Raw genomic sequence first — 25,967 nt, 5'->3', positions numbered from 1 at the left:
CTTGAACCGGCGCCCTGTTGGTCGCCGGTTTTCTTATGCCAGCGTGCCGTCCAGCTGCAGCGTCAGTTTGCCACCCAAATAGGGGGCCAGAACCTCGGGCAGGGTGACGGTGCCGTCTGCATTCTGGCCGTTTTCCAGCACGGCGATCAGGCAGCGCCCAACAGCCAGGCCCGATCCGTTCAGCGTGTGAACGTATTCCGGTTTGCCCCCAGCCTCGGGACGGAAGCGCGCGTTCATCCGGCGCGCCTGAAAATCACCACAAGTCGAGACTGAGCTAATCTCGCGATACGTATCCTGACCCGGTAGCCATGCTTCGATGTCAAAGGTTCGGCGCGCGCCAAAACCCATGTCGCCTGTGCACAAGATCACTGTTCGATAGGGGATGCCCAGCTTTTCCAGAATTCCCTCGGCACAGCGTAGCATGCGTTTTTGCTCATCATCCGACTTGTCGGGATGGGTGACCGAGACCATTTCGACCTTTTCGAACTGGTGCTGGCGCAACATGCCGCGCGTGTCCCTGCCAGCCGATCCGGCCTCAGACCGGAAGCACAAGGAATGAGCGGTGTAGCGGCGGGGCAGATAGTTTTCTTCAATCATCGTGTCGTTGACGATATTGGTCAGCGACACCTCGGACGTCGGGATCAGCCACCAGCCTTCGCGGGTCTGATAGCTGTCTTCGCCAAACTTCGGCAATTGGCCTGTGCCCTGCATCATCTCGGACAGAACCAGAACCGGAGCATTCACCTCGGTCAGTTCGTTTTCGTTGATGTGCGTGTCCAGCATGAACTGCGCCAGTGCGCGGTGAACGCGGGCAACGCCGCCGGACAACAGGACAAAGCGCGAGCCGGACAACTTTGCCGCCGTTTCAAAATCCATACCGCTCTGAACGGCCTCGATTTCGAAGTGCTCTTTGGGCGCAGAATCCAACTCACGCGGAGTGCCCCAGCGGTTGACCTCGACATTGTCGTTCTCGTCCGCACCTTCTGGCGCGTCCTCGGCTGGCAGGTTCGGGATGCGGATCAACTGATCAGTCAGCAGCGCGTCCAGATCCTTGGCCTCGGTCTGCATCCGGGCAATTTCGGCCTTTTTCTCGGCGACCAGCGCGCGCAGGCGTTGAAATTCAGCCTCGTCGCCGCGTGCCTTGGCGGCACCGACTTCTTTGCTGGCCTTGTTCTGTTCGGCTTGTGCCGTTTCTGCGGACTGAATCTTGGCCCGGCGGCTTTCGTCCAGTCTCAGCAAATCTGACGACACCGGCGCGTCCCCACGGCGCGCAAGTGCGGCGTCGAAGGCGGCGGGGTTTTCGCGAATGGCGCGGATGTCGTGCATGGTTCAGATCCTTAAATGCGTGAATCACTGAAACCGCTTATGCACCATCTGAAAGGCGGGGTGTAGCGCCGGTTACGACTTATCGGTATCCTCGTGTTTTTCATGCGCCAGATGGCCATCCCAATGTTCGGTTGGGATCTTGGGATCAGGTGGATCAGCCATGTAAGAGGGCGTCATGATCTGCACACTGTTTTCATTGAACACGGCCACGATGTTGCGATGCAGGTCCGATTTAATCTTTGGAATAATACTGCCGCGTGTCGAATACCCGTTGATTTGATAATTGATCGCGTAATCGGCCAATGCTGTCCACAAAACAAATGGTTCCGGCTTGGACTTGATCCCCTTGGTGCGGTTGGCGGCCTCGATCAGCATCGCCTCGACCTTCTCGGGCGGCTCTTCGTAACCGATGCCAACCGTTGTGTGCAGCAGCAGTCCGCTGCCGTCTGTTTTCTTCGAGAAGTTCACCACATCCGAATTCATCAGTTGCGCATTGGGGATCGAGATCAGTTCGTTCTTAATGGATTTCAGATGTGTCTCCATCAGTTTGATCTGAACCACATCGCCGATGTGGTCGCCGATCTGAATTCGGTCCCCGATCGAGGTCGATCGGCGGTAGATCACAAACAGGCCAGCCAGCATGTTTGAGACGACAGAATTTGCACCCAGCGACAGCATGGCACCCACCAGGATCGTCAACCCCTGGAACGCCGCCGAATCCGATCCGGGGATGTAGGGAACGGCAAAGACCAATGCGATCATGATCACCACAACACGGGCAATGTTGAAGGTTGGGCTGACCCAGTGCTTTTCGAAATCGCCCATGTCGAAGGAACCCGCTTCGACCGCGTCGAAGAACACCCGCATCCCCTTGATGACGTACAGCGCCACCCAAGAAATCAGGCCCAGCATGATCAAATTGGGGATGTAACTGATAATACCTTTGAAGATCAGCAGTACCGGCTCGGTCAGATAGGTCAGCAATAGCTGCGCAAAATAGCGGGTTTCGGCGAAAGCCAGCAGAACAAACGAGAGGTAGTAATAAAAGCCAAGAAAGAAGATGATAAGCAGAACGAAGTTCAGCCCATATCGTACCAGCGCGGCGATCGCTTCGGCCTGAACGCTTTTGGCTGTGGCAGTTTCCACGTCCTTGAAGTGAAGTGAGACAAACTTTAATGTCTTCCGTCGAATCCGACGGTGCACCCACAGGATTGCCACCACAAACGCCACAAAACCAATAGTCCACGCCACTGCCTCAATTGCACCGGTTACGCGTGCCCGATCGGTGCGGTTGGCGCGGTAGTCTTCGATGGATTGTTTGATCGCGTTCCCGTGCAAAACGCTTAGAACGCTCAGCTCCATCTGATCCAACTCGGCATCGGCTTCGGTGACGATCGAGATTCTTTCGCCATCGGCCAGAGTCCAGATGCCGAACTCGGTCTCTTCGTAAGTCACCTCAACCGTCAGCGCGTCCGAGGCTTCGGCGATTTCGATGATCTTGTCCTGAACATCTTCCGCCCGCTCTGGCGCGGGCAGGGCACTAGATCCCCGAACCTGGAACAATACGTCCCCGTCCACGATGACCGGCGCCACGAAACTGTCCGAGTCCTCCCCGTCAGAAGCAGGGGGCTCTGTTGGTGTTTCCTGTGCCAGTACGAGGTCCGAAAACCACAGGCTGGACGCCAGGGTTATCAGAAAATAAACCAGCAAAAGGAAGGGCTTGAATTGCCTTGCCATATGTCCCCCTTAACCCGAACTATACCCGCTTTCAGCGAGGTGCCTAGGACATATCTGCAACGCCTGGCTTGTTCTTTGTGCACTGTGGCCGGGTCAGGGCGGTGTACAGCGTTGCCTTCGCTTGCAAAGGCGCAATTCAGAGCATAGGTTCCCGCCAAATTTGCGGAGTATCTCCGCAGCACCAAAACAAAGGAATATCCCATGGAAGGTGGCGCAATCGCCCAGTTTCTCCCGCTGATCCTGATCTTCGCGATCATGTATTTTCTGCTGATCCGTCCGCAGCAAAAAAAGATGAAGCAGCATCAGGCGATGGTCGAGGCCGTGCGTCGCGGCGATCAGGTCGTCACCCAAGGTGGAATGATCGGCAAGGTGTCCAAGGTCAAGGAAGGCGACAACGAGATCGAAGTTGAAATCGCCGAGGGTGTGAAGGTTCGTGTGGTCAAGTCGACCATTGCGCAGGTTCTGAACAAGACTGAACCAGCGAAGTAACTTCGCCCCATAATTCCTTGAAAAGGCAGGGTAATGCTGCAAATTGATACCTGGAAGCGGGTTCTGATCTGGCTGGTCTGCGTGATCGGTCTGATCCTTGCCCTGCCGAATGCGTTTTATACGCGCGTCGAGCAATCCAACGATGCCAAGGCCGCAATTGAGCTTGGCATCGACACTCCCGAAATGCAGGCTGAGGCGGCGCAATGGCCGAACTGGTTGCCGTCATCGCTGGTCAATCTGGGCCTTGATCTGCGCGGTGGTGCGCATCTGTTGGCCGAAGTTCAGGTCGGCGATGTGTACGAATCCCGAATGGAGGCCATGTGGCCCGAAATTCGCGATGCGCTGCGGGATGAGCGCGCCACTGTAGGCACCATCCGCAAGCAAGAGTCGGCCCCGGACGAGATTCGGGTGCGCATCAGCCAGCCCGAGGGCATGTCCCGTGCGCTTGAAGTTGCGCGCGGCCTGGCCCGTCAGGTGCAAACCCTGACCGGTGTAGGCGCTACCGATATCGAGGCACGGGCTGAGGGCGACACAATCGTCGTTCAACTGTCCGAGGCGGAAAAACTTGCCACAGACGACCGCACTGTGCGCCAGTCGCTTGAGATTGTGCGCCGACGTATTGACGAGGTCGGAACGCGTGAACCCACGATCCAACGGCAGGGTGCGGATCGTATCCTGATACAGGTGCCGGGTATCGGCAGTGCTGGTGAGCTAAAAGAGATCATCGGCACCACCGCTCAGCTGACATTCAATCCCGTTGTGGGGCGGGGTACCAACCCGGACGCAGTACCGGGGATTGGCGAACAGGTCCTCCCCTCCATCGACGAAACCGGTTTGTTTTACACAGTCGAGTCAGCCCCAGTCGTCACCGGCGAAGAGCTGGTGGACGCGCAGCCAGCCTTCGACCAGAACGGTCGCCCAGCGGTCAGCTTCCGGTTTAACACATCTGGGGCGCGCAAGTTCGGCGACTATACGCTGGAAAATATCGGCCAGCCGTTCGCAATCATTCTTGATGATGAGGTCATCTCGGCCCCTGTCATTCAAAGCCACATTCCCGGCGGTTCGGGCATCATCACCGGCAACTTCACCGTCGAAGAAAGCACCAATCTGGCTGTTCTGTTGCGCGCAGGCGCGTTGCCAGCCGGGCTGGAATTCCTCGAAGAGCGTACCATCGGCCCCGAACTGGGGCAGGACAGCATCGACGCGGGCAAGGTCGCAACCATCGTGGCCTTTGTCGCGGTGCTTGCCTTTATGGCGCTCAGTTATGGTTTGTTTGGTCTCTTTGCCAACATTGCCCTGATCATCAACGTCGGCTTGCTGTTTGGCCTGTTGTCCTTGATCGGAGCCACTCTGACACTGCCCGGTATCGCCGGTATCGTGTTGACGGTCGGTATGGCGGTGGATGCCAACGTGTTGATCTTTGAGCGTATCCGCGAAGAACTGAAATCCGCCAGAGGCCCGGCGCGCGCGATCGAACTGGGTTATGAAAAGGCGTTGTCGGCCATACTGGACGCAAACGTGACCACGTTCATCACCGCTGTTATCCTGTTTGCCATGGGCAGCGGTCCGGTGCGGGGTTTTGCCATCACGCTGGGTTTGGGCATTCTGACCTCGGTCTTCACCGCGATCTTCGTGACGCGCCTGATGATCGTGATCTGGTTTGAACGCCGCCGCCCGAAAACGATCGAGGTTTGACATGAGACTGAAACTCGTACCCCAGAATACCTCGTTCGATTTCTTCAGCCGATGGAAAATCTGGCTGGGTATCTCGGCCTTGATGATGATCGTGGCGTTCACGTCCTTCATGCTTCAGGGGCTGAACTTCGGCATCGACTTCCGCGGTGGCACAACGATCCGGACGCAAAGCACCCAAGAGATTGATGTCGGAGTCTATCGTGACGCCCTTGCCCCGTTGGAATTGGGGGATGTGACAATCACAGAGATCTTTGATCCAAACTTTGGACCGGATGAGAATGTAGCGATGATCCGTATCCAGGCTCAAGAAGACGCCGAGGCTGTTACATCCGACGTGATCACTCAGGTCGGCGAGGTGCTTGCTGCTGCTGATCCCGGCCTCAAATTGCCATTTGAAAGCGTTGAATCCGTCGGTCCTAAAGTCTCGGGTGAGCTGATCCAAACTGCCGTTATCGCGGTGGTATTGGCGATCGGGGCGGTGCTGGTCTACATCTGGCTGCGTTTCGAATGGCAGTTCGCCTTGGGCGCGGTGGCCGCATTGGTTCACGACGTAATCCTCACCATCGGCATATTCTCGGAACTGCAAATCCGGTTCGATCTGGCCATCATCGCCGCATTGTTGACCATCGTAGGGTATTCGCTGAACGACACCGTGGTCGTCTTTGACCGCGTCCGCGAGAACCTGCGGAAGTACAAGAAGAAGGACCTCAAAGAGGTTCTGAACATCTCGATCAACGAAACGCTTAGCCGGACGGTGATGACCTCGGTTACCACCCTATTGGCTCTGATCTCGCTTTATGTGCTGGGCGGGGACGTGATCCGCGGCTTTGTTTTCGCGATGATCTGGGGCGTGATCGTAGGGACGTATTCCTCGGTCTTTGTGGCCTCGACCATCCTGCTGTGGCTGGGCGTCAAGCGCGACTGGTCGAAGCCGTCCAACAACGCGGGCAACCAGTTCGCAAATGTGGATGCCTGATATTCTCGGCCAGTCCCCCACGGGGCTGGCCGTTATCTTTTTTGCAGCGACGCTAGGCGGCATCGTACGCGGGTTTTCCGGCTTTGGTACCGCGCTGATTTTTCTGCCTCTGGCCACTCCGTTCCTCGGCCCGTTTGGGGCGCTGATCGGACTGACGATCATGGATATCTTCGGGCCACTCCCCAACCTGCGGCGGGCGTGGCGCGCCGTAGACCGCGGCGACCTGGCACGGTTGCTGCTTGGCTGCGCTTTGATCCTGCCTGTTGGCTTGTGGGTCCTCACGCAGGTCGAGCCCGAGGTGTTCCGATACGCGGTCAGCTTCCTGGCCTTGTTCATGCTCGCAATCCTGATCCTTGGATTACGCTACCAAGGCCGCGTGCGACGCGCGATGGTGACAGCCATCGGTGGCGCTGCGGGGTTTCTCGGCGGCGTCGCTGGATTGCCTGGACCGGCGGTGATCCTGTTCTACATGTCCCGTCCGCTGCCGGTAGAAGTCATTCGGGCTACGATCCTGCTGTTCCTTTTCGGCTTCGACTTTCTTATTTTTGGCTTTCTGTCTGCCATGGGGCGCGTGACTTTCGACAGTGTTGTTCTGGGGCTGGCTTTGTCGGTTCCGAACCTTTTGGGCAATTGGCTGGGCGGCTGGCTGTTCAACCCGGAAAAGGAAAAGCTCTACCGCACCGCCGCCTACGTTGTCATCGCGCTGGCCGCCTTGTCGGGCCTGCCGCTTTGGGGCATAGAAGATATCCATGCGGTTGAATGAGATCACATATAACAACGCAACACCGGTCGATGGCTACGGGCCCGGCTTTTTCCGTATTGGTGGCCAGGTCCACGAAGGGGCGGTTCTGACCGGTCCATCGGGCACCACCGGTTGGGGCGGATACGACGATCAATCCTCTTTGCTTGCACTGGCTGGGCATGTGGATGTCCTGTTGATCGGAACGGGCGCAGATCTGGCCCACATCCCCTCTGACCTTCGAGCGGCGCTCGAGCAGGTGGGCATAGGCGTTGAGATCATGAACTCTCCTGCAGCTTGCCGTACCTACAATGTACTGCTCTCCGAAGGCCGCCGCATCGCGCTGGCTTTGCTTCCCACCTGACGGGATCCGTTTCATCTGGCCAAAAATATCCCGGGGAGCGCGAGGGGCTGGCCCCTCATTTTCATGCTTATCCGAAAGCGGCTCGGGCATTGCCCTGCGGCAAATCCCGCCTTTTGCCCCTTTGCGCAATAAGATAAGCGGGACCGTATGACACTGACCGTAACCGATCTTGCCATCACCCGCGGGGGCATCCCCGTGCTCGAGGGGCTGAACTTCTCGCTTCGACCCGGGCAAGCACTGATCCTGCGTGGGCCAAACGGGATTGGCAAAACAACTTTACTACGTACACTGGCGGGGTTGCAGCCGGCATTGAGCGGAACCATTGACGGGGCCGAGGATCAAATTGCCTACGCCTCGCATTCTGACGGGTTGAAGCCAACGTTGACGGTTGTGGAAAACCTGACCTTCTGGGCCTCGGTCTTTGGGACAGATGACATCCATCCGGCATTGGATGCCTTTGCTTTGAACGAGCTGTCGGACCGCCATGCGGGAAATCTGTCCGCCGGTCAGAAACGCCGCCTTGGACTGGCCCGGATTCTGGTCACAGGGCGGCCGATCTGGATGCTGGACGAACCGACGGTGTCACTGGACAAAAGCGCCGTCCAGATGTTCGCCGATACCGTTCGTGCCCATCTGAGGCAGGGCGGTTCCGCCCTGATCGCGACCCATATCGACCTTGGTCTGGACGGCGCGGTTCTGGATGTGGGTCCCAACAAAGCCAAACCAAAACCCATCGACGACTTTGACGGAGGCTTCCTGTGATCGCCCTGCTGCTGCGCGACCTGAAACTGGCCTTCCGCGCGGGCGGGGGGTTTGGCCTTGGCCTTGCATTCTTTCTGATTGTGACCGTTCTTGTGCCGTTCTCAGTCGGCCCGCAATCTTCGCTGCTGTCGACCATTGCGCCGGGTGTGCTTTGGCTGGGCGCGCTTTTGGCCTGCTTGTTATCGCTTGATCGTTTGCTTGCGTTGGATTGGGAAGACGGGTCGCTTGACCTGTTGGCCACCGCGCCCTTGCCGCTTGAGGCGGTTGTGTCGATCAAGGCGCTGGCCCACTGGATAACAACGGGTTTGCCACTGGTTCTGGCCGCGCCGTTTCTGGGTGTGCTACTGAACTTGCCGGTGCCAGGCTTTTTCTGGCTGGTGATCTCACTTTTGGTCGGCACCCCGGCCATGAGTGTGATCGGGACCTTCGGCGCAGCTCTGACTGTCGGCCTGAAACGCGGCGGGCTGTTGTTGTCATTGCTTGTTTTGCCGCTGTATGTTCCCACGCTAATCTTCGGGGCTGAGGTCGCGCGCCGCGGCGCCACGGGGATGGAAACGCAGACACCGTTGTTGATGCTGGCAGGGATCACGGCGGCCACGATTGCTCTGTTGCCTTTTGCCAGTGCAGCCGTGCTGCGGATCAACCTTCGGTGACACGGTCGCAGTTTGACTGATGTCAATTGAGAACAAACACGAGTCGGACTAAATAGAGCCCATGTCTATCGCAGCCAAAGCCAATACCCTCTGGGAATACGCCAACCCGCGCAAATTCCTCGCGACCAGCGAGCGGGTCCTACCGTTCTTCTGGATGACTTCTTTTGTGTGTCTGGTCGTCGGGCTGATCTGGGGCTTTTTCTTCACGCCGGATGACTACAAACAGGGCTCGACCGTCAAGATCATCTACCTGCATGTGCCTGCGGCGCTGATGGCGATCAATTGCTGGCTGATGATGCTTGCCACATCTTTGGTCTGGCTGGTGCGCCGTCATCATGTCAGCGCGTTGGCCGCCCGGGCGGCTGCGCCGGTCGGTATCGTGATGACCTTGATCGCCCTGGCAACCGGCGCGATTTGGGGGCAACCGATGTGGGGCACATGGTGGGCCTGGGATCCGCGCCTGACCGCGTTTCTGATCCTGTTCCTGTTCTATTTGGGCTACGTGGCCCTGTGGGAAGCGATCGAGGATTCCGATACAGCCGCCGATCTGACCTCGGTCCTGTGTCTGGTGGGTTCGGTTTTTGCCTTGCTCAGCCGCTATGCGGTGAACTTCTGGAACCAGGGCCTGCATCAGGGGGCATCCGTGATGCGCGCCGCAGCCGTCACCGGCGCGGATACCGAAGAAAAAGTCAGCAACATTTTTTTCTATCCGCTGCTGTTATGTATCATCGGATTTGTGCTGCTGTTCATTGCGTTGGTTCTGTATCGCACAGGAACAGAAATCCGGGCGCGACGGATCAAGGCGCTGCTGGCGCGAGAAAGGCTAAACGGATGATCCCTGATCTTGGAAAATATGCCGACGCGGTCCTGTGGTCCTATGCGGCCTCGCTGGGGTTGCTGATTGCACTGGTCGTTCTCAGCGTAATGCGTGGGCGCAAAGTCCGGGCGGAAATGGAAAAGCTCGAACACAGGATGTCACGCAATGGCTAAAATCTCACCCCTGATGGTTGCGCCGCCGTTGATCTTCGGCGCTTTTGCCGTTTTGGCCGGCATTGGCATGTTCCGGGATGACCCCGATGCCTTGCCATCTGCACGCGAAGGGCAGCCCGCGCCACCTGTCGTTCTGACCGAGTTTCCGGGCAAAACGTTGTTCGACGATGACACCCTGCGTGATGGTGAGGTCAAGCTGGTCAACTATTGGGCCAGCTGGTGTGCGCCCTGCCGGGCCGAGCATCCCAACCTTGAGGCGCTGTCCGAAGAGGGCATCCCGGTCTATGGCATCAACTACAAGGATCAGTTGGCCAATGCCGAAGGTTTTCTGACCGAACTGGGCGACCCATATGAGGCCATCGGACGGGATGAACAAGGGCGCATGGCGCTGGACTGGGGTCTTTACGGTGTTCCGGAAACTTATGTAATCGACGGAGAGGGCACAATCATCCTGCGCTTTGCCGGTCCGATTACGCAGCGCGTCATCGAAAGCAGGATCCGCCCGGCATTGGAAAAAGCTGGCCAGTGATGTGATCCGTTGCCATGCGGAGCGTGCCTGCTGCACGCGCTCTATTTCTTATTTCTGCTAGTTATGCTGGCACCCAAGAAAAAGCCCCGGCGCATTGGCCGGGGCTTTGTTGTTTTAAGTTTCCTTGGCAAGGTTCCGCAATACGTATTGCAGCACGCCACCGTTTTCGATGTATTCGATCTCGGGCGCGGTATCGATCCGGCATTTCAGCGTGATCGTTTTCTCGGTCCCGTCGCCGAAGATGATGGTGCAGGGCACCTCTTGCAGCGGCTCGACCGAATCCAAGCCGTGGATCGAGACGGTTTCGTCTCCTGTCAGGCCCAATGTCTTGCGGGTATCGCCTCCGGTGAACTCGAACGGGATCACGCCCATGCCAACCAGGTTAGACCGGTGGATACGCTCAAAGCTTTCGGCGATCACGGCTTTGACGCCCAGCAGGGCAGTGCCCTTGGCAGCCCAGTCCCGGGATGAGCCGGCGCCGTATTGCTCGCCACCAAAGACGACCAGCGGAAGGCCTAGTTCCTGGTAGGCCATTGATGCGTCGTAGATCGAAGCCTTTTCGCCGTCAGGACCTTTGGTATAGCCGCCTTCGACGCCGTCCAGCATCTCATTCTTGATGCGGATGTTGGCGAATGTGCCACGCATCATGACCTCGTGGTTGCCGCGGCGGGAACCGTAGGAGTTGAACTCGCGTGGCTGCACCTGACGTTCGATCAGGTACTGACCGGCAGGTGAAGTGCTTGCAAAAGACCCTGCGGGTGAGATGTGGTCGGTCGTGACCATGTCCCCAAGAACCGCCAACACCTTGGCCCCTTCGATATTTGAGATCGTGCCCGGCTCGGTACCCATTCCCTGAAAATAGGGAGGGTTCTGGATATAGGTCGAAGTCGGCGGCCAGTCATAGGTTTCCTGTTGCGGAACCTCGACGCTTTGCCATTTCTCATCGCCTTTGAAGACATCCGCATATTTCGACTGGAACGCTTCGCGGGTGACAGTTTCCTGCACCAGCTCGGCAATTTCGCTTTGGGTTGGCCAGATGTCCTTCATGAAGACGTCGTTGCCGTCCTTGTCCTGCCCAATCGGCTCGGATGTCAGGTCGATATCCATGGTGCCAGCCAACGCATAGACTACAACCAGCGGTGGCGAGGCCAGGTAGTTGGCCCGCACGTCCGGCGAAATCCGGCCTTCAAAGTTGCGGTTGCCGGACAGAACGGACGTGGCGACCAGATCACCCTCGGCAATTGCTTCACTGATCTCCCTCTGAATCGGGCCAGAGTTGCCGATGCATGTGGTGCAGCCATAACCAACCAGGTTGAACCCGATGGCATCCAGATGTTGCTGCAGGCCAGCCGCCTCAAGGTATTCAGACACAACCTGCGAGCCGGGGGCCAGCGAAGTTTTGACCCAGGGCTGTCGGTTCAGGCCCAGCTCATGCGCCTTTTTTGCAACCAGACCGGCCCCGATCATCACGTAAGGGTTCGAAGTGTTGGTGCAGGATGTGATCGAGGCGATCACGACCTTGCCCGATTCCATGCCGTAGTTTTCGCCCTTGACCACGACCTGCTTGCCCATCGGGCGCTTAAAGGTTTCGGCCATTTCCTTGGTAAATGCCGCCTTGGCGTCGGTCAGCGCAACATAGTCCTGAGGGCGTTTCGGGCCGGAGATGGCGGGAACGATCGTGCCCATGTCCAGCGTCAGAGTGTCGGTGTAGATGGGCGCGTAGTTCTCATCACGCCAAAGGCCGTTTTCCTTGGCATAAGCTTCGACAAGTGCCAGACGATTCTCATCCCGGCCGGTGTTACGCATATAGCGCAGGGTCTCGCCGTCAATTGGGAAGAAACCGCAGGTCGCGCCATACTCGGGGGCCATGTTGGCAATCGTTGCGCGGTCAGCCAGCGGCAGACGATCCAGACCGCTCCCGTAGAACTCGACGAATTTGCCCACCACGCCCTTCGCGCGCAGCATCTCGACGACTTTCAGAACAAGGTCAGTGCCAGTGGTGCCTTCGAGCATCGCGCCGGTCAGCTCAAAACCTACAACCTCAGGGATCAGCATCGAGATCGGCTGGCCCAGCATCGCGGCCTCGGCCTCAATCCCGCCGACACCCCAGCCCAGAACGGCCATGCCGTTGACCATCGTGGTGTGGCTGTCGGTACCAACTAGCGTGTCGGGGTAGGCGACTTCGTCGCCGTTCTGGTCGGTGTCGGTCCAGACGGTCTGGGCCAGATATTCAAGGTTCACCTGATGGCAGATGCCGGTTCCGGGGGGAACAACACGGAAGTTGTTAAAGGCCGACTGCCCCCATTTGAGGAACTGGTAACGCTCCATGTTGCGTTCATATTCGCGATCCACGTTCATCTGGAACGCGCGCGGGTTGCCAAACTCGTCAATCATGACCGAGTGGTCGATGACCAGATCAACCGGGTTCAGCGGGTTGATCTTCTGCGCATCGCCGCCCAGCCCCTTGATGCCATCGCGCATCGCGGCCAGGTCAACAACAGCCGGAACGCCGGTAAAGTCCTGCATCAACACGCGGGCAGGGCGATACGCAATCTCGCGCGGGTTCTTGCCGCCATTGCGCGCCCATTCGCCAAAGGCTTTGATATCGTCGATCGCGACGGAAAAGCCATCGTCCTCGAACCGCAGCATGTTTTCCAGAACCACTTTGAGCGCGGCGGGAAGCTTGGAAAAATCACCCAGACCAGCCTCTTGCGCGGCAGGGATCGAGTAATATGAAATGGATTTGCCATTCACGCTAAGGTTGCGGCGTGTTTTGGCGGTATCTTGTCCGACTTTGATGGGCATCTGTGGCCTCCCTCTGAAATGACTTAGATCCCGGGATTCGCTAATAGTTATCTGCATCACGAAAGCCTTTGGTTCAAGGACCAAGGTGATGAGCTTGTCGAGTTATGTATACCATTGCACACAAAATTTAAGGGTAACGATGGTCGCATGTCTCAAGAAACGTTGATTGGAGGTTGAACGGGCTTGCGTTTAAACCGGTGGATACATCCAGCCAAAGGCCCGAGACCCGTAATGTTCAGATCCATTCGCGCAACAGCGCTAGTTTCCTTGTTCCTCTCTACAGCAGCCCTGGCAGAGGGCGATCCGGTTGTGGTTGAGTTGTTCACATCTCAGGGCTGTTCGTCCTGTCCGCCTGCCGATCGGATCATGCATGATTTGGCCAAACGCGACGATGTGATCGGCCTGGCACTGCATGTGGATTACTGGGACTACATCGGGTGGAAGGACGAATATGCCGACCCGGACCACACTCTGCGCCAGCGCACTTATGCGCGAGAAGGGGGACGGTCGATGATCTATACGCCTCAGATGGTGGTGAATGGGCAGCAGGATGTTGTCGGAGCGCAATCGCGGGAACTGGATCGCTTGATCAATGCGCATCTCAAGGTCGCCCCGCAAGCGTCCGTGACGGCCGTGCGCTCGGGCGATGATGTATCGGTGGATGTGACGCCGGTCGAATTGCCGGCCGGAGAAACCTATGACATCCGGGTCATCCAGTATTCACCGGTGCGCCATGCCTCGATCCGACGCGGAGAGTTGGCTGGCCACGATCTGGACTATGCCAATGTTGTCGAGGCCTGGTATATGGCAGGTCAATGGGACGGCGTCGCGCCTCAGGCGTTTTCGGTAACCGTCGACGCAGGTTTTCCGGCAGTTGTGCTGGTGCAAAGGGCAGGGCACGGCCCGATCGTGGCGGCCGCGCGGGTCAAATAATCAGGGCATGTCCTCGGGTTGCACGCCCAAACCGTTCCAGGCTTTCCAGCGCCGGTGGATCCAAAACCACTGACCCATATGCTGTCTCACCATGGCCTCAAGATCGTCATTGGTGAACTGGGTCATGGTCTTCGGATCTGTATGCGGCACCGGGTCGTGTAGCACGATTTCAAAGTCCACGCCGTTAGGTTGCCGCACCGCATAGCATGGGATCAGGACGGCGTTGTATTTCATTGCCAGTTCTGCATTCAGGACTGAGGTCACGGCGGGCTTGCCAAAGAATGTCAGCTCTTCACCGCCATGGGCGTGCAGATCGGATACGATCGCGATGATCCCACTTTTCTTGAGCGAACGCACCATCTCGACCATTCCGCGACGGCCTTGCTCGAACATCGGCGAGCCGGTCTTATGGAACGCCTCGACATACATGTCGTTGAAATAAGGGTTCGCCATGCGGCGATAGAGGCATCCAATCGGTTGACCGCTGCGTTCCTGCAGGGCGATGCGCGCTGCCAGATAGTGACCAAAATGCGCGGTAATCATCATAATGGGCCGCCCTTCGGCGACGGCAGAGTCAAATGCGGCAACACCCGATCCGGTTACCTTTGCCGTGCGCTGACGTTCGGTGAATCCTTCGGGCGAAAAATGCTCCATAATCGCGCGACCGGCATTGTCCGGAACAGCGCTGCAAATTCTGTTGACCTCGGCCTCTGACAGGTCAGGGCGGGTCAATCTCAAGTTGCTGCGCACGCGTTTGGTAAAGCCGATCAACGGTGAAAGCCCACGTGCGATTGCGCCCATGGTGGCCAGGCGTGTTTCATAGGGCAGCAACCGCAAGGTCCCGATGACGCCCTTCATGAACAATCCAGTGATGTAGTATTTTCTAAGCTCTGTGCGGCTTAGTTCCGACTTTTCGACGGGCATGAATAGGTCTCACCGGCTGTTGCGATTTGCCGGGCAAGACATACAAGGCGGAAACCGCAACCACAAGCGTTGCAAAACAAAGCCATGCTTTGTCTTGCCGGATCGGGCTTGCCCGTCACTCTTCGCTATCCTCTTCGATCAACGCTATTGCGCCTTCGTCGACCAGTGTTCGAATTGAGCCGATGACAAGTGTCATCGCTTCTTCGGCTTCTGCCAGTTTCACCTTGCCGCGTTCGGTGATTTCCTCGCGCAGGTTATCCGCCATACGCGTCGACATGTTGGATAGCAGGAAATCGACCGCGGCTTTGTCATTCTCGGCCGTGGCGCCAGCCAAGGCGGTGACGAGATCAGCCTGATCCAATCCACGCAGAATCGCAGGCACGTCCCGGGGCAGGATGCGCGCCGGGATATGGGCGAAGGTGAATATCGATTGGCGCACCAAAGCTGCAAAGTCGGTGTCTTCTTCATCTAGGGCCGTCAAAAGCCCGTCGCGCGTCGCTGCGGCTGATTGGTTCAGAATCGCACCGACCCGCGCTCCGGGGCCATCCGAAAAGGCCGTGGCCGGGCGTCGATCAAGTTGCGCCGCCAGCGACCAGCCAATCCGTTCAACCGCCTCGGGCGTGATGTTGGCCGTTTTGGACACGGCATAGGTGATGCGCCGCGCGACCGGGCCGGGCAGGTGACCCAGAAGTTGCGCGGCATTCGCAGTTTCCAGCTTGGACAACATGACCGCTGCAATTTCAGTGCTTTCGGCCAGAGCGATGGTGGCCAAATCTTCTGTCGGGATTTCGCGCAGCCGTTGCCACGGATCGCCGATCTGGCGCACCCCGGCTTCCTTCCGCAACCGAGCTGCTGCTGCAGGCGCTATCCGGTCGCTGACCGCGTCCAGAGCACCAGCCAACCCATGTGGAAAAGACAGGCCGACACTATCCAGCGCTTCGGCAAATTCATGTGCGACGGACGCGAGCGTGACGCGATCCACCAGACGCATTTGCCCGAGCTGATGGGTCAGCTTTTCCTGCAACGCATCGGGAAGTTCTTCCAGAGGTATATCCGCGCCCTCATTCAACAAAAGGCGCACAACGACGGCGGCTTTTTGTCGGCTGCTCAGCGCCTTGGGGACGACGCGGGGCGCGTCGTTCTGGGCGTCGGCTGTGGGTGTTGATGTCCCCGGTGCCAGTTGAACCAAAGAGTTTGTGTCCTGCATCTGCCTGTGGTGCCAAGTTTCTGTTCCACAGGCAGATTACGGAGAGTCGGGTAAAGAAAGGCTGAAGTTTAGTAGTTGTAAGTCAGCCCGGTGCGGATCGCCTCGCGCAGGGATGCCTCGGCCCAGGTGCCTTCACCGCCGCGCGCCTTGATCTCGCGCCACTGTGCGATGGCAAGATCGGTTTTGCCCTCGGTGACAAAGCCCTGACCCATATAGCTGCGCGCCAGTATGTTGTCGGGATTTGCCTCAATGGCGTTAGAATAGAAGGCATTCGCCAGATCAAGTTCACCCATTTTGCGGTAGGTGAAACCCCAGTAGGTCAACACGCGATCATCATCCTGATCCATGATGCGCAGGATGTCCTGTGCATTTTCGAACTGTCCGTCATAGGCCAGTTCGCGCACGGCGTCATACAGCTCTTCTTCGGTAAAGTTGGTCTTGTCCGGCTTCACGCACCGTCCGGCGTCTTTGTCATAGACCCGACCGAAGAAACACTTCTTAGTCGTGTTGGTCGGTTTTGGCGGGCTGCTGTCACCGCCAGCGGCGATCGCGACCGGCGCGAATGCAAAGGCCTGAAGGGCGATGGCTGAAGCGAGTACTAGGCGCATTTTCCTACTCCGTTGTCTGGGCTACTTACAGAAAGCATAGTGCGTTTCTCTCAAAAGCTAACAACCGAAGGCTCGCGTTTATTCACGAATAGGAAGATTTTTTCTCAGCTATTCACAATTTTGGCGCAGGTTTGGGCTTCTGCATCCCAAAACGTGCCCGGCGCGCAGGACTGGGTTTGCTTGGAATGGCCACTACAGGCCAAGGCAACGGAGGCTGAACAACTAAGGGCCAAAGCGCAAATCAAAGTGCGGATCATCGTGTTTCTCCTGTCCGGACATACGCGGGCATCATAGCCTGTTTTGGCCTGTCTGGCAAAAGAGCAGGGCCCGGATCGCGTTGTGCGAACCGGGCCCTGAGAACCAATTGATCAATCGTGGTTTATTCTCCGAACACGCGGGCGAAGATCGTATCAACGTGTTTGGTATGATAGCCGAGATCGAATTTCTCTTCGATTTCTTCAGGGCTCAGCGCGGCGGTGACGTCCGCGTCAGCCAGCAGTTCCTCTTTGAAATCGGTGCGGTGTTCCCAGACTTTCAGCGCGTTGCGCTGCACCATGGCATAGGCATCTTCGCGGCTGACACCTGCTTGGGTCAACGCCAGCAGAACCCGCTGGCTCATTACCAAGCCAGGGAACTTGTTCATGTTCTCAAGCATGTTCTCGGGGAAGATCAGCATCTTGTCGATCACACCTGTCAGCCGCGACAGTGCAAAATCCAGTGTGATCGTGGCATCCGGCCCGATCATGCGTTCGACTGAGGAATGCGAGATATCGCGCTCGTGCCAGAGCGCCACGTTTTCCATAGCCGGGATCACTGCCGCGCGCACCATGCGGGCCAACCCGGTCAGGTTCTCGGTCAGGACCGGGTTTTTCTTGTGTGGCATGGCCGAGGAGCCTTTCTGCCCCATCGAGAAGAACTCGGCCCCCTCCAACACCTCGGTGCGCTGCATGTGGCGGATTTCGATGGCGACGTTCTCGATGCTGCTGGCGATGACGCCCAGCGTGGCAAAGAAGGCGGCATGACGGTCGCGCGGGATGACCTGAGTGCTAATCGGCTCGGGCACCAGACCCAACTGGTCACAGACATGCTCTTCCACACGCGGGTCAATATTGGCGAATGTGCCGACCGCACCGCTGATCGCGCCTGTGGCGATTTCAGCGCGGGCGTCGCGCATGCGGGAAAGGTTGCGGTCCATCTCGGCGTAGAAACGCGCGAAGGTCAGGCCCATGGTGGTTGGCTCTGCGTGGATACCGTGGCTGCGGCCGATGCGGACCGTGTCCTTGTGTTCGATTGCGCGGCGTTTCAGGGCAGCCAGCAGACCTTCGAGATCTGCGATCAGCAGGTCGGCGGCGCGGGTCAGTTGCACGTTGAAACAAGTGTCGAGTACGTCCGAGCTGGTCATGCCCTGATGGACAAAACGCGCCTCTTCGCTGCCGACATGTTCGGACAAATGGGTCAGGAAGGCGATGACGTCGTGCTTGGTAACCGCTTCGATTTCGTCGATGCGAGCCACGTCGAATTCCACGTCTTTGGCTTTCCAGACAGCCTCGGCATTCTCGCGCGGGATCACACCCAGGTCCGCCATGGCGTCGCAGGCATGTGCCTCGATCTCGTACCAGATGCGAAACTTGGATTCGGGCGACCAGATGGCGACCATATCGGGGCGGGAATAGCGTGGAATCATTGGCAGCGGCACCTTATTGTGATTTGGCAGGAGGCGTTGCGGCGGGGTTTAAACCCGCGCAGACAAAGGAACAAGGCGCGAGTGCGAATATGAGACGGTTTGCCCTGATTTTGGCCCTTTGGCCCGGTTTTCTGGTGGCAGAGGAGTTCAGAACGCTGACGGGGGATGAAATACTGTCGGTATTGACCGAACAGAAGCTCGATTACGGGGAAGGTATCTGGCAGACCTTCGATGATACGATGCTGACGCAATACTTCTCGGGCGGGCCCAGCGCCGGGCGGTGGGCGGTGCGCGAGGATCGTTATTGCTCGGTCTGGCCGCCTTCGGATTTTTGGGCCTGCTATGAGGTCCAACAAAGCGGCAAAGTGATCCGGTTCGTGGATGATAACGTTGCCACGACCGACGGGACACTCGCCGAATGAGCCTGCCGCGCAGACTGTCGGATTTCGAAGGCCATTGGAGCCTGACCCGGACCATTCTGGATATGCAGGCGGGGCAGGTGGTGCAGGCCCATGGTCACACGGTCCTGAGCCCGACCGAGGACGGCTTGATATACGACGAAGAAGTCACGCTGCGTGTGCCGGGGCAAGCCGAGATGAAAGGCACGCGCAGGTACCTGTGGCACGCGGCGGGTGAGGCGATTGCCATACATTTTGACGACGGCCGCTATTTTCACCGGCTGGCCTTGGGCCAGGCACATGCGTCTGACCACCACGATTGCCCGCCCGACAGCTACGATGCTGTCTACGATTTTTCGGCCTGGCCAGTCTGGTCAGTGCGCTGGATCGTCTCGGGACCCAGAAAATCTTACGAAATGAGCACCGAATATCGGTTAAGATAGCGTAATCATGTTGCAGTCAAAGCTCTAAGCGGGCATTTCTGCAGTTGAAAATAGGTGGAGACATAAGAATGAATGCGAATGTACTGGCCAATGCGATTGGCCCGCGCGAAGGCACCGCGCTGCGCGTCAAGCAAGTTGTGCTGGTGGCACTAGGTATTCTTGCGCTGGCAATTGCTGCCAAGATCAAGGTTCCGATGTGGCCTGTCCCGATCACAATGGGCACCTTTGCCGTGCTGACTATCGGCACCGCCTATGGCACGCGTCTGGGTCTGGTCACCATGCTGGGTTACCTGCTGATCGGCGCGCTGGGCTTCGACGTGTTCGCGGGCTCTTCGGCCGAAAAATTCGGTCTGACCTACATGATGGGCGGCACCGGCGGCTATCTGGTTGGCTACCTTCTGGCAACCGTTCTGCTGGGCGCACTGGCCGCGCGCGGCTGGGACCGTTCGTTCGGCAAGATGGCGTTGGCTCTGGTTCTGGCAAATTTCGTGATCTACGTGCCCGGTCTGCTGTGGCTGGGTCAGCTGTACGGATGGGACCAGCCGATCCTGCAGTGGGGTCTGACACCCTTCTTGGTGGGCGACGCGATCAAGCTGGTGCTGGCTGCACTGCTGATCCCTGGCCTGTGGAAACTGGTGGGCGACGCACGCTCGTAATTGCCAACCAATCCAAATCTGACGAAGCCGCGCCCGGAGATACCCCGGCGCGGTTTTTTTGTACCCGCAGATCGGGATGCTGGACAAAAGGGGCCACTACAGGCCAATCTGCACTCAATGAAATCATCAGGTTATTGAGATATGCGTATTCAATTAGCTTCGGCACTCGCTGTTTGCGCTTCGCTTTTGCTGAGCGTCGGGACGGCATCCGCCGACACTCCTGTCACTTATACGGACAACGGGCGCGCGCTATTCGGCTTTTCTGTACCCGATTTCTGGGCGCTGCGCACCGGTGGCCCGCGCGAAATTGAAGATACCGAGCTGGGCGATGCACGTGCCGTGGCCCGGGTCATGGGGATGCGGCCAGTCACGGACGATAATGTTTGGATGGGCTTTGTGTCGCCTGCGGGTGTGGCCTCGATCGAGGGCGGTCTTCGGTATCTTGAGGATATCGACAGGTTTCTAGTCAAGGATCCAACTGTGTCCGAGACCACCACGACGCGCATTGGCGGGTTGCCCGCGCGTGTCATTCGCGGGACCGGCAGTCGCGAAGGGCGTGGTGTGAACTTCACAGTTTCCGTGATTGACTTGCCGAAGGGGCGCGTGGCCATTGCCGTGGCGATCCTGCGTGATGGTGCTGATCCGGCTTATGTGGACGATCTGAACGCCGTGTTCGCGTCGTTCCGGTCCCTGCAGTGAGGAGGCGCACATGACACGCAAATTGATCAAACGCGCAACCCTTGCCCTTGGATTGGGTGCTGCCACGCTGACGCTTTCGGCCTGTGACGGCGTCACAGTCGGAGTGGGATACGGGTATGACCCCTTCTACGACTCGATGTTGTGGAACGACTACTATCACGACGTGGATGTAGATATAGACATCGACCGACCGGATCGACCCAGACCGCCCGATGGCCGCCCACCTGCGCGTCCTGTTCCGCCAATCGCTAAGCCACCGAACAGACCGCCAGTGTCCCGACCGCCGAACCGGCCACGACCACCGGTCGCACGGCCTCCGGCGGCTCGGCCTCCCATTCACCGCCCCGCAGGGCGGCGCTGAGCTAGCGGGTCAGTCCAGTAATTCCGTCGTGATCTGGGCTGACCCTTCCAAGGTTCTGTGGACCGGGCATTTGTCCGCGATTTCCAGCAATCGCGCGCGTTGCTCGGCCGTCAGCGGACCTTCAAGGCGGATCTTGCGGCGGAACTGATCGACTTTTCCTTCGTTGGCCAGCCCCGCGTCCTGCGCATGCACCTTGTTGTGGCACACATCGACTGAAACGGATTTCAGCGGCCACCGCTTGCGCCGCGCGTACATGCGGATAGTCATTGATGTGCAAGCCCCAAGACCAGACGACACGAATCCATAGGGAGACATACCTCGGTCGGTGCCGCCGTATGAGGCGGGCTCGTCCGCAACGGCGTGGTGGCGTGGGCCGGACTGAATGTCCTGCAGGAACCCTTCCGGATCAGCTTCGGTCACGCGAACAACACCTTCGGGCGCACCCGGTGGTGGCGCAGGCGGGCAGAGCTTGACGTAGCGCGTTACCCACGCGGTGATCACGTCTGCCGCGTATTCCGCATCGGATGCGCGGGTAATCAAGTGATCGGCATCGTCGAGGGTCACAAAGCTCTTGGGATGTTTGGCGGCCAGGAAGATTGTGCTGGCATTGTCGATGCTTACGGTCTCGTCCCGAGGCGCATGCAAGATCAGCAAAGCGGCCTTCAGGTCTGCGATGGCCGGTATCAGGGCCGCTTCGGAAATATCATCCACAAAGGCCTTGCCGATGCGGAAAGGACGCCCGCCCAACATCACGTCCGCTGATCCAGCCTGCGTGATCTCAGGCAATGCGGCTTCAAAGTGGTGGGCGACGTGGCTCGGATCCGCGGGTGCGCCCAGCGTGACCACGGCCTTGACGCTGGGAATGCCAGCACGGGCGCGCAACACAGCGGCACCACCCAGCGAATGGCCGATGAGCAATGCCGGAGCCATGTTGCGGCCAGCCAGATAATGCGAGGCCGCGATCAGGTCTTCGACATTGGAGGTAAAGGTTGTGTTGGCAAATTCCCCGCCGGAATGACCCAGCCCGGTGAAATCAAATCGCAGAACGGCGATGCCCATCGCCGCTAGTCGGGCCGCAATCCTGCGCGCGGCAGGGATGTCTTTGGAACAGGTGAAACAATGCGCAAATAGCGCCGTGGCCAAGACCGGCCCGTCCGGCAAATCCAGGCGCGCGGCCAATTGGTTGCCGTCGTGACCGGCAAAGGTAATGCGTTCGGTGGGCATGACAGTTCCTTGTTCGTCGGGATGACCAATAGTGTGTGCTTCCTACTGGCCGCTCAACCCCATTGTAAGAAGCGTCACGGGAAGGTGAGTGAAGCGAACAGATTGAGCGCAATCCTTTGTCCGCCCTGTGAACCTAAAGAATCAAATTTTGTGAAGTATATTCTAAAAAATATTCGTTTTACTAATTTACGTCACCTCCCCATCTTACGACCATCGCAAACGTGCAGCCCAGGAGGTTCAAATGGCACATACTGCAATGGATCCAAGGGGCGTGGTTCTACGCCCGGATATACTGACCGTGATTGCTCTGGCTGGGGTGATCGGATTTGCGCTTGGTCAAACCCTGCCGCCGGTGGCATCTACTGAGGCGCAGGTTGCTGATCCCGTGTCCGAAGACTGGCACGGAAATGTCAGGCGGTCACATTGGTCGAACTGAAACGTTAGCTCAGGCCCATGAGCTGTGAATCAAAGGGATAGGTGGTCAGGTTCTCATATCCGTCTTCGGTGATCAGAACCTGATCCTCCAGCTTGATCGAGAAATCTCCGCCAACCTCTCCAACGGCAGCCTCGACACACAGGACCATGCCGGGTTCGAGCGCGTAGTCGTAAGAGCCCGCCACTGCCTTGTCCGGATAAGCAACCAGAGGCCACTCATCGCACAAGCCGACGCCGTGCATCAGGCAGCCGTATTTCTGCGCCAGAAACTTGTCGTCCAACTTGTGAGCATTGGCCGTCAGTTCCGGAATCATCACGCCGGGCTTCAGCATCTCCATATTGGTCATGATATGCTCATGCGCGTGCTGCATGGCGTACACCATGTCGGGCCGCGGTTTTTCGTCGCCGATCCACCATGTGCGCGAGATGTCGATGCAGATGCCGTAGGATCCGATCAGGTCGGTATCAAAGGCGATGATCTCATTCTGTTGGGTGATCCGGGGACCGCATTCCTGAAACCAAGGATTGGTGCGCTGACCCGAAGCCAGCAGACGGGTTTCGATCCATTCGCCGCCGCGCCTGATGTTTTCTGCGTGCAGAACCGCCCAAATGTCGTCTTCCGAGGTTTTGCCGTCTCCCACATTGGCGCGCGCGAATTTTTCCATTTCCGCCACAGCGGTTTCGCAGGCGTGATTGGCGCAGCGCATGGCTAGGATTTCGTCCGGGCCTTTTATGGCGCGGGTCTTTTCCGTAGCCTCTTCGCCTTCCATTATTTCGAATCCCTGCGCCTCAAGCGCGCGCAGGCCGTGCAGCATGATCTTGTCCACGCCGAGGCGCTTGTTGCCGCCACCATGTTCGTCGATCAGGACGCGCACCTCGTTTGAAAACACGTCCGCTGCCACATCTACCTTGTCGCCCCGGTCAAAGTAGAACAGGTCGGCGCCGGATCGTTGCTCGCGCACCAGTGGGTTGAACGTGGAAAGGAACGGAGAGTTCTTATAGTCCCAAATCACCATGTAGCCGTCAGCGCACAGCAACACCGCGCGGAACGGATTGTGCGTGTTCCACAGCTGCATGTTGGTGCTGTCGGTGGCATAACGAATGTTCAGCGGGTCGAACATCAGCAGCCCGCCATAACCGCGATCGACAATGGCTTGAGTCAGTCGTTTCCACCGGTGTTCGCGCATCCGGGCCAGATCGGGCAGGGCAAGGCCGGCCTTTTCCCATTCTGAAAACGCAAGCTGTGTAGGGCCAATTTCGATCCGGTCGTTTTCATTCGGGGTACCATCACCAAGAGTCGCACCTTTGGTCGGGTCGATCTTGCGGCTGTCGCGGTAGTGTCGGTTCATGGTGGGTCTCCCTGCCTGTTCTTTGAGCGTGAAGAATCAATCTCCCGACGTCTTGAAGGTTTGCGACGGTGCGTTCGTCGCTTTTTGACCGACAAGTGGAAATTCTGATGATACGTCAAATTCATGACGACCATTCTTCAGACTTCAATTCCGTATGACCCGCTGAACAAGCGCTCTTTGCCAGGCATTCAGCCAGCAAGCATGGACAACTGGTTGCACCGCGATGATGCGTTCGCCGCCCAGATGCAAAGACGCGAGGACCTGTTGGTCGGTCATCGTTCGGATGTTCTGGCGATGGATGCAGGTGCTAAACCCGCTGCGCAGGAGTTGTTGAATCTTGTCCTGAACCAAGTTTATCCCGAGTGCACAGATCACGTCGCTCGCCCGGACGGGGCAAGTGATACGATCGATCTGGATCAGCCATTGGATACGCTGTGCCGATTGGTGCAGGAAGATTTCTGCATCCTGCAAAAGCAGGGGGATGAACATGTTCTGACCGGTGCCATCCTGTGTTTTCCTGCCAGTTGGCGCTTGTCCGAGAAATTCATGCGGCCTCTGATCGACATCCATCTGCCTGTTGACAGCTACAACGCCGACATCGCCCGGCGGGTTCAGCGGTTGTTTGACGGGATACAACCGGGACGCCCTCTGTGGCGATTCAATGCGCTGTGGTATGAGGACACCGAGCTGCATCAACCCCGCAGTGCATACGACCGGCGGGCCGCACAGGAGCCAGGGCACGCCCGGTTCCTGCGGAGTGAGCGGCAGACGCTGTTGCGACTGCCTGAGACGCAGGCTGTGGTTTTTTCGATCCATACATATGTTCTGGCGGCAGAGCAGGTGCCAAAAATGGAAAACCCCGCCTGATGGCGGGGCCTCCAAGGAGGGTCATTTCATACCAGGCTACATGCCCAGCGCGCTGGCAGCGCCCGCAAGTGCCCCGCTTGTGCTGAGAGCGGAGATCGCGACCGAATACACCAGCACCTGAGTGTTCAGGCGGAAGTCTTCGCCCCTTATCAGGTTCACAGCGGCCAAAGAGGCCGCAATCGGGACGGACACGCTTGCCACGGCACCCGTCAATCCCCAACTGGTCAGTCGGAGGATATCGCTGGGTTGCTCGTGGACGAGGGGGGGCGTGTCGTCCCGATCGGTAGGCTGCTCGATAGGTTCTGTCCGAAAAGCGATGCTGAGCAACTGCTCATCTGACAGCTGGATTGGCCGGGCTACTGGGGGCAGCGCCTTTTTTTCTGGCTCATCCAGGTCTTCTGCGTCAGTAACATTCAGTCCGGCAAACGGGCCTGTCACTGCCTCGAAAATCTGTTTTCTGTCACGCGGCCTGCTTGGGGCCAGTGTGTCAAATGCGCTCATGAATTGTTCGATGGTCAGAACGGTGTTGGGCGACAGCCATTCGACCCGCTGGGTCGCGCAGACGTCAACCATTCTGTAAAGGATCACGACCAGCATCAGCTCGGAAACTTCGCTGTCATCCAATAGGGGGGAAACCGGGGTCACAGTGATCGTCAGCCGGTTATTCGGCAGGGTTACGATGGGTCTCTGGATTGTCTTCAGACCGGCGGCGCGGTTGAGGCGCTCGAACCGGTCTTCGGTTTCGGCGACCTTAGTATCCAGCGTCAGGCGCACCAGATACTGACTGGACACAATGCTGGCTTCGCTGCCGTTCTGCAGAGACTTGCGCTCGACCAGGTGACCATAGTCCGCAAGGGTCTTGGCAACGATGTCGCTGAACCGCTCAATCGCGTCTTCGGTCTTACCGTCGAATTGCAGACCACCGTGATAGCTGTGCTTCGGAGTCACTGCGCTGTCCTTTGTCGCATCCTGTGTTTGGAAACAATCTAGCAAGCGATCTGGGGCAGATTTGGGCAAAAATGGAAAAAAATGAGAAATCGCGCGGATTGATTACGCTATGGAAACCTAGGCATTTTAAGGGCCTTTTGACGTCTGTGGCGACAATGTGGCCGAA

The 25,967-nt window shown here is 58.1% G+C and carries 28 protein-coding genes; 18 read left to right on the top strand and 10 right to left on the bottom strand.

The genetic code is table 11. The annotated features are described in order from the left end of the window. Positions 1-33: 33 nt before the first annotated feature. Entirely contained in the window at positions 34-1,326 is a 1,293-nt protein-coding gene (serS, locus tag QMP16_RS05610; protein WP_282151537.1) for a serine--tRNA ligase, read from the bottom strand. 72 nt (positions 1,327-1,398) lie between these two features. After that, on the bottom strand, positions 1,399-3,063 hold the full coding sequence (locus QMP16_RS05605) for a mechanosensitive ion channel family protein (RefSeq protein WP_282151536.1): 1,665 nt from the start codon (positions 3,061-3,063) through the stop codon (positions 1,399-1,401). Positions 3,064-3,264: 201 nt separating this feature from the next. On the opposite strand from QMP16_RS05605, the gene yajC reads away from it, so the two are divergent. The 10 genes from yajC (at position 3,265) to QMP16_RS05555 (ending at position 10,260) form a co-directional block, all read left to right on the top strand. Then, the gene (gene yajC, locus QMP16_RS05600) at positions 3,265-3,552 is read left to right on the top strand and encodes a preprotein translocase subunit YajC (protein ID WP_058274044.1); all 288 of its coding nucleotides are present in this window, start codon (positions 3,265-3,267) and stop codon (positions 3,550-3,552) included. A gap of 33 nt (positions 3,553-3,585) precedes the next feature. Next, positions 3,586-5,247, top strand: coding sequence for a protein translocase subunit SecD (secD, locus tag QMP16_RS05595; protein ID WP_282151535.1), 1,662 nt, complete (start codon positions 3,586-3,588; stop codon positions 5,245-5,247). Position 5,248: 1 nt separating this feature from the next. Beyond that, on the top strand, positions 5,249-6,223 hold the full coding sequence (gene secF, locus QMP16_RS05590; RefSeq protein WP_058277475.1) for a protein translocase subunit SecF: 975 nt from the start codon (positions 5,249-5,251) through the stop codon (positions 6,221-6,223). Next, a complete protein-coding gene (locus tag QMP16_RS05585; RefSeq protein ID WP_282151534.1) occupies positions 6,216-6,986 on the top strand; it encodes a sulfite exporter TauE/SafE family protein in 771 nt (256 codons plus the stop codon). Before secF ends, QMP16_RS05585 begins: the two co-directional genes overlap by 8 nt. Next, positions 6,973-7,326 carry an Mth938-like domain-containing protein gene (locus QMP16_RS05580; protein WP_282151533.1) on the top strand — a complete coding sequence of 118 codons (354 nt, stop codon included), beginning with the start codon at positions 6,973-6,975 and terminating at the stop codon, positions 7,324-7,326. Before QMP16_RS05585 ends, QMP16_RS05580 begins: the two co-directional genes overlap by 14 nt. 147 nt (positions 7,327-7,473) lie before the next feature. Further along, complete coding sequence (ccmA, locus tag QMP16_RS05575) at positions 7,474-8,088, top strand: heme ABC exporter ATP-binding protein CcmA (RefSeq protein WP_282151532.1); 615 nt, start codon at positions 7,474-7,476, stop codon at positions 8,086-8,088. Next, positions 8,085-8,741, top strand: coding sequence for a heme exporter protein CcmB (ccmB, locus tag QMP16_RS05570; protein ID WP_058274038.1), 657 nt, complete (start codon positions 8,085-8,087; stop codon positions 8,739-8,741). Before ccmA ends, ccmB begins: the two co-directional genes overlap by 4 nt. A 61-nt stretch (positions 8,742-8,802) precedes the next feature. Continuing rightward, on the top strand, positions 8,803-9,576 hold the full coding sequence (locus tag QMP16_RS05565; protein ID WP_282151531.1) for a heme ABC transporter permease: 774 nt from the start codon (positions 8,803-8,805) through the stop codon (positions 9,574-9,576). Beyond that, on the top strand, positions 9,573-9,731 hold the full coding sequence (gene ccmD / locus QMP16_RS05560; protein ID WP_186437450.1) for a heme exporter protein CcmD: 159 nt from the start codon (positions 9,573-9,575) through the stop codon (positions 9,729-9,731). The genes QMP16_RS05565 and ccmD overlap by 4 nt, the downstream gene beginning before the upstream one ends. Beyond that, a complete protein-coding gene (locus tag QMP16_RS05555; protein WP_108860316.1) occupies positions 9,724-10,260 on the top strand; it encodes a DsbE family thiol:disulfide interchange protein in 537 nt (178 codons plus the stop codon). The genes ccmD and QMP16_RS05555 overlap by 8 nt, the downstream gene beginning before the upstream one ends. Before the next feature lie 114 nt (positions 10,261-10,374). On the opposite strand, the gene acnA is transcribed toward QMP16_RS05555, so the two are convergent. Then, positions 10,375-13,065: an aconitate hydratase AcnA gene (gene acnA / locus QMP16_RS05550; protein WP_282151530.1), complete on the bottom strand. Its 2,691-nt coding sequence runs from the start codon at positions 13,063-13,065 to the stop codon at positions 10,375-10,377. 231 nt (positions 13,066-13,296) lie between these two features. Between acnA and QMP16_RS05545 the strand changes: the two genes are divergently transcribed. Further along, positions 13,297-13,998 (top strand): DUF1223 domain-containing protein, encoded by a 702-nt coding sequence (locus tag QMP16_RS05545; protein ID WP_282151529.1) that lies wholly within the window; start codon positions 13,297-13,299, stop codon positions 13,996-13,998. Here the strand turns inward: QMP16_RS05545 and QMP16_RS05540 are convergent, their stop codons facing one another. The 4 genes from QMP16_RS05540 to purB all read right to left on the bottom strand — a co-directional run bounded on the left by QMP16_RS05540 (position 13,999) and on the right by purB (position 18,421). Continuing rightward, positions 13,999-14,922 carry a lysophospholipid acyltransferase family protein gene (locus QMP16_RS05540; RefSeq protein ID WP_282151528.1) on the bottom strand — a complete coding sequence of 308 codons (924 nt, stop codon included), beginning with the start codon at positions 14,920-14,922 and terminating at the stop codon, positions 13,999-14,001. Positions 14,923-15,037: 115 nt separating this feature from the next. Next, positions 15,038-16,129 carry a flagellar motor switch protein FliG gene (locus tag QMP16_RS05535; RefSeq protein WP_282151527.1) on the bottom strand — a complete coding sequence of 364 codons (1,092 nt, stop codon included), beginning with the start codon at positions 16,127-16,129 and terminating at the stop codon, positions 15,038-15,040. A gap of 68 nt (positions 16,130-16,197) precedes the next feature. Continuing rightward, complete coding sequence (locus QMP16_RS05530) at positions 16,198-16,737, bottom strand: tetratricopeptide repeat protein (RefSeq protein WP_058274031.1); 540 nt, start codon at positions 16,735-16,737, stop codon at positions 16,198-16,200. Between the two features lie 379 nt (positions 16,738-17,116). Beyond that, on the bottom strand, positions 17,117-18,421 hold the full coding sequence (gene purB, locus QMP16_RS05525) for an adenylosuccinate lyase (protein WP_282151526.1): 1,305 nt from the start codon (positions 18,419-18,421) through the stop codon (positions 17,117-17,119). A gap of 89 nt (positions 18,422-18,510) precedes the next feature. Between purB and QMP16_RS05520 the strand changes: the two genes are divergently transcribed. From QMP16_RS05520 to QMP16_RS05500, 5 genes are all read left to right on the top strand, one after another. Then, positions 18,511-18,843: a hypothetical protein gene (locus tag QMP16_RS05520; protein WP_282151525.1), complete on the top strand. Its 333-nt coding sequence runs from the start codon at positions 18,511-18,513 to the stop codon at positions 18,841-18,843. After that, positions 18,840-19,262: a DUF6314 family protein gene (locus QMP16_RS05515; RefSeq protein ID WP_282151524.1), complete on the top strand. Its 423-nt coding sequence runs from the start codon at positions 18,840-18,842 to the stop codon at positions 19,260-19,262. Before QMP16_RS05520 ends, QMP16_RS05515 begins: the two co-directional genes overlap by 4 nt. Before the next feature lie 68 nt (positions 19,263-19,330). Next, positions 19,331-19,918: a biotin transporter BioY gene (locus QMP16_RS05510; protein ID WP_282151523.1), complete on the top strand. Its 588-nt coding sequence runs from the start codon at positions 19,331-19,333 to the stop codon at positions 19,916-19,918. Positions 19,919-20,059: 141 nt separating this feature from the next. Then, the gene (locus tag QMP16_RS05505) at positions 20,060-20,617 is read left to right on the top strand and encodes a hypothetical protein (RefSeq protein ID WP_282151522.1); all 558 of its coding nucleotides are present in this window, start codon (positions 20,060-20,062) and stop codon (positions 20,615-20,617) included. Positions 20,618-20,627: 10 nt separating this feature from the next. After that, positions 20,628-20,978, top strand: a complete 351-nt coding sequence (locus QMP16_RS05500) for a hypothetical protein (RefSeq protein WP_082649311.1) — start codon at positions 20,628-20,630, stop codon at positions 20,976-20,978. A gap of 9 nt (positions 20,979-20,987) precedes the next feature. Here the strand turns inward: QMP16_RS05500 and QMP16_RS05495 are convergent, their stop codons facing one another. Beyond that, positions 20,988-22,202, bottom strand: coding sequence for a bifunctional alpha/beta hydrolase/OsmC family protein (locus QMP16_RS05495; protein ID WP_282151521.1), 1,215 nt, complete (start codon positions 22,200-22,202; stop codon positions 20,988-20,990). Between the two features lie 241 nt (positions 22,203-22,443). On the opposite strand from QMP16_RS05495, the gene QMP16_RS05490 reads away from it, so the two are divergent. Continuing rightward, positions 22,444-22,638, top strand: a complete 195-nt coding sequence (locus QMP16_RS05490; protein WP_282151520.1) for a hypothetical protein — start codon at positions 22,444-22,446, stop codon at positions 22,636-22,638. Positions 22,639-22,642: 4 nt separating this feature from the next. Here the strand turns inward: QMP16_RS05490 and dddP are convergent, their stop codons facing one another. Then, positions 22,643-23,986 carry a dimethylsulfonioproprionate lyase DddP gene (gene dddP, locus QMP16_RS05485; protein WP_282151519.1) on the bottom strand — a complete coding sequence of 448 codons (1,344 nt, stop codon included), beginning with the start codon at positions 23,984-23,986 and terminating at the stop codon, positions 22,643-22,645. A gap of 123 nt (positions 23,987-24,109) precedes the next feature. On the opposite strand from dddP, the gene QMP16_RS05480 reads away from it, so the two are divergent. Beyond that, positions 24,110-24,853 carry a heme-dependent oxidative N-demethylase family protein gene (locus QMP16_RS05480; protein WP_282151518.1) on the top strand — a complete coding sequence of 248 codons (744 nt, stop codon included), beginning with the start codon at positions 24,110-24,112 and terminating at the stop codon, positions 24,851-24,853. A 36-nt stretch (positions 24,854-24,889) separates the two neighbouring features. Here QMP16_RS05480 and QMP16_RS05475 read toward each other — a convergent pair whose 3' ends face one another. Further along, complete coding sequence (locus QMP16_RS05475; protein ID WP_282151517.1) at positions 24,890-25,801, bottom strand: hypothetical protein; 912 nt, start codon at positions 25,799-25,801, stop codon at positions 24,890-24,892. Positions 25,802-25,967 lie beyond the last annotated feature (166 nt).

The organism is Ruegeria atlantica, assembly GCF_947495585.1.
In the GTDB taxonomy this organism is placed as follows: Bacteria; Pseudomonadota; Alphaproteobacteria; order Rhodobacterales; family Rhodobacteraceae; genus Ruegeria; species Ruegeria atlantica_G.
This window is presented reverse-complemented; position numbering and strand designations above follow the sequence as displayed.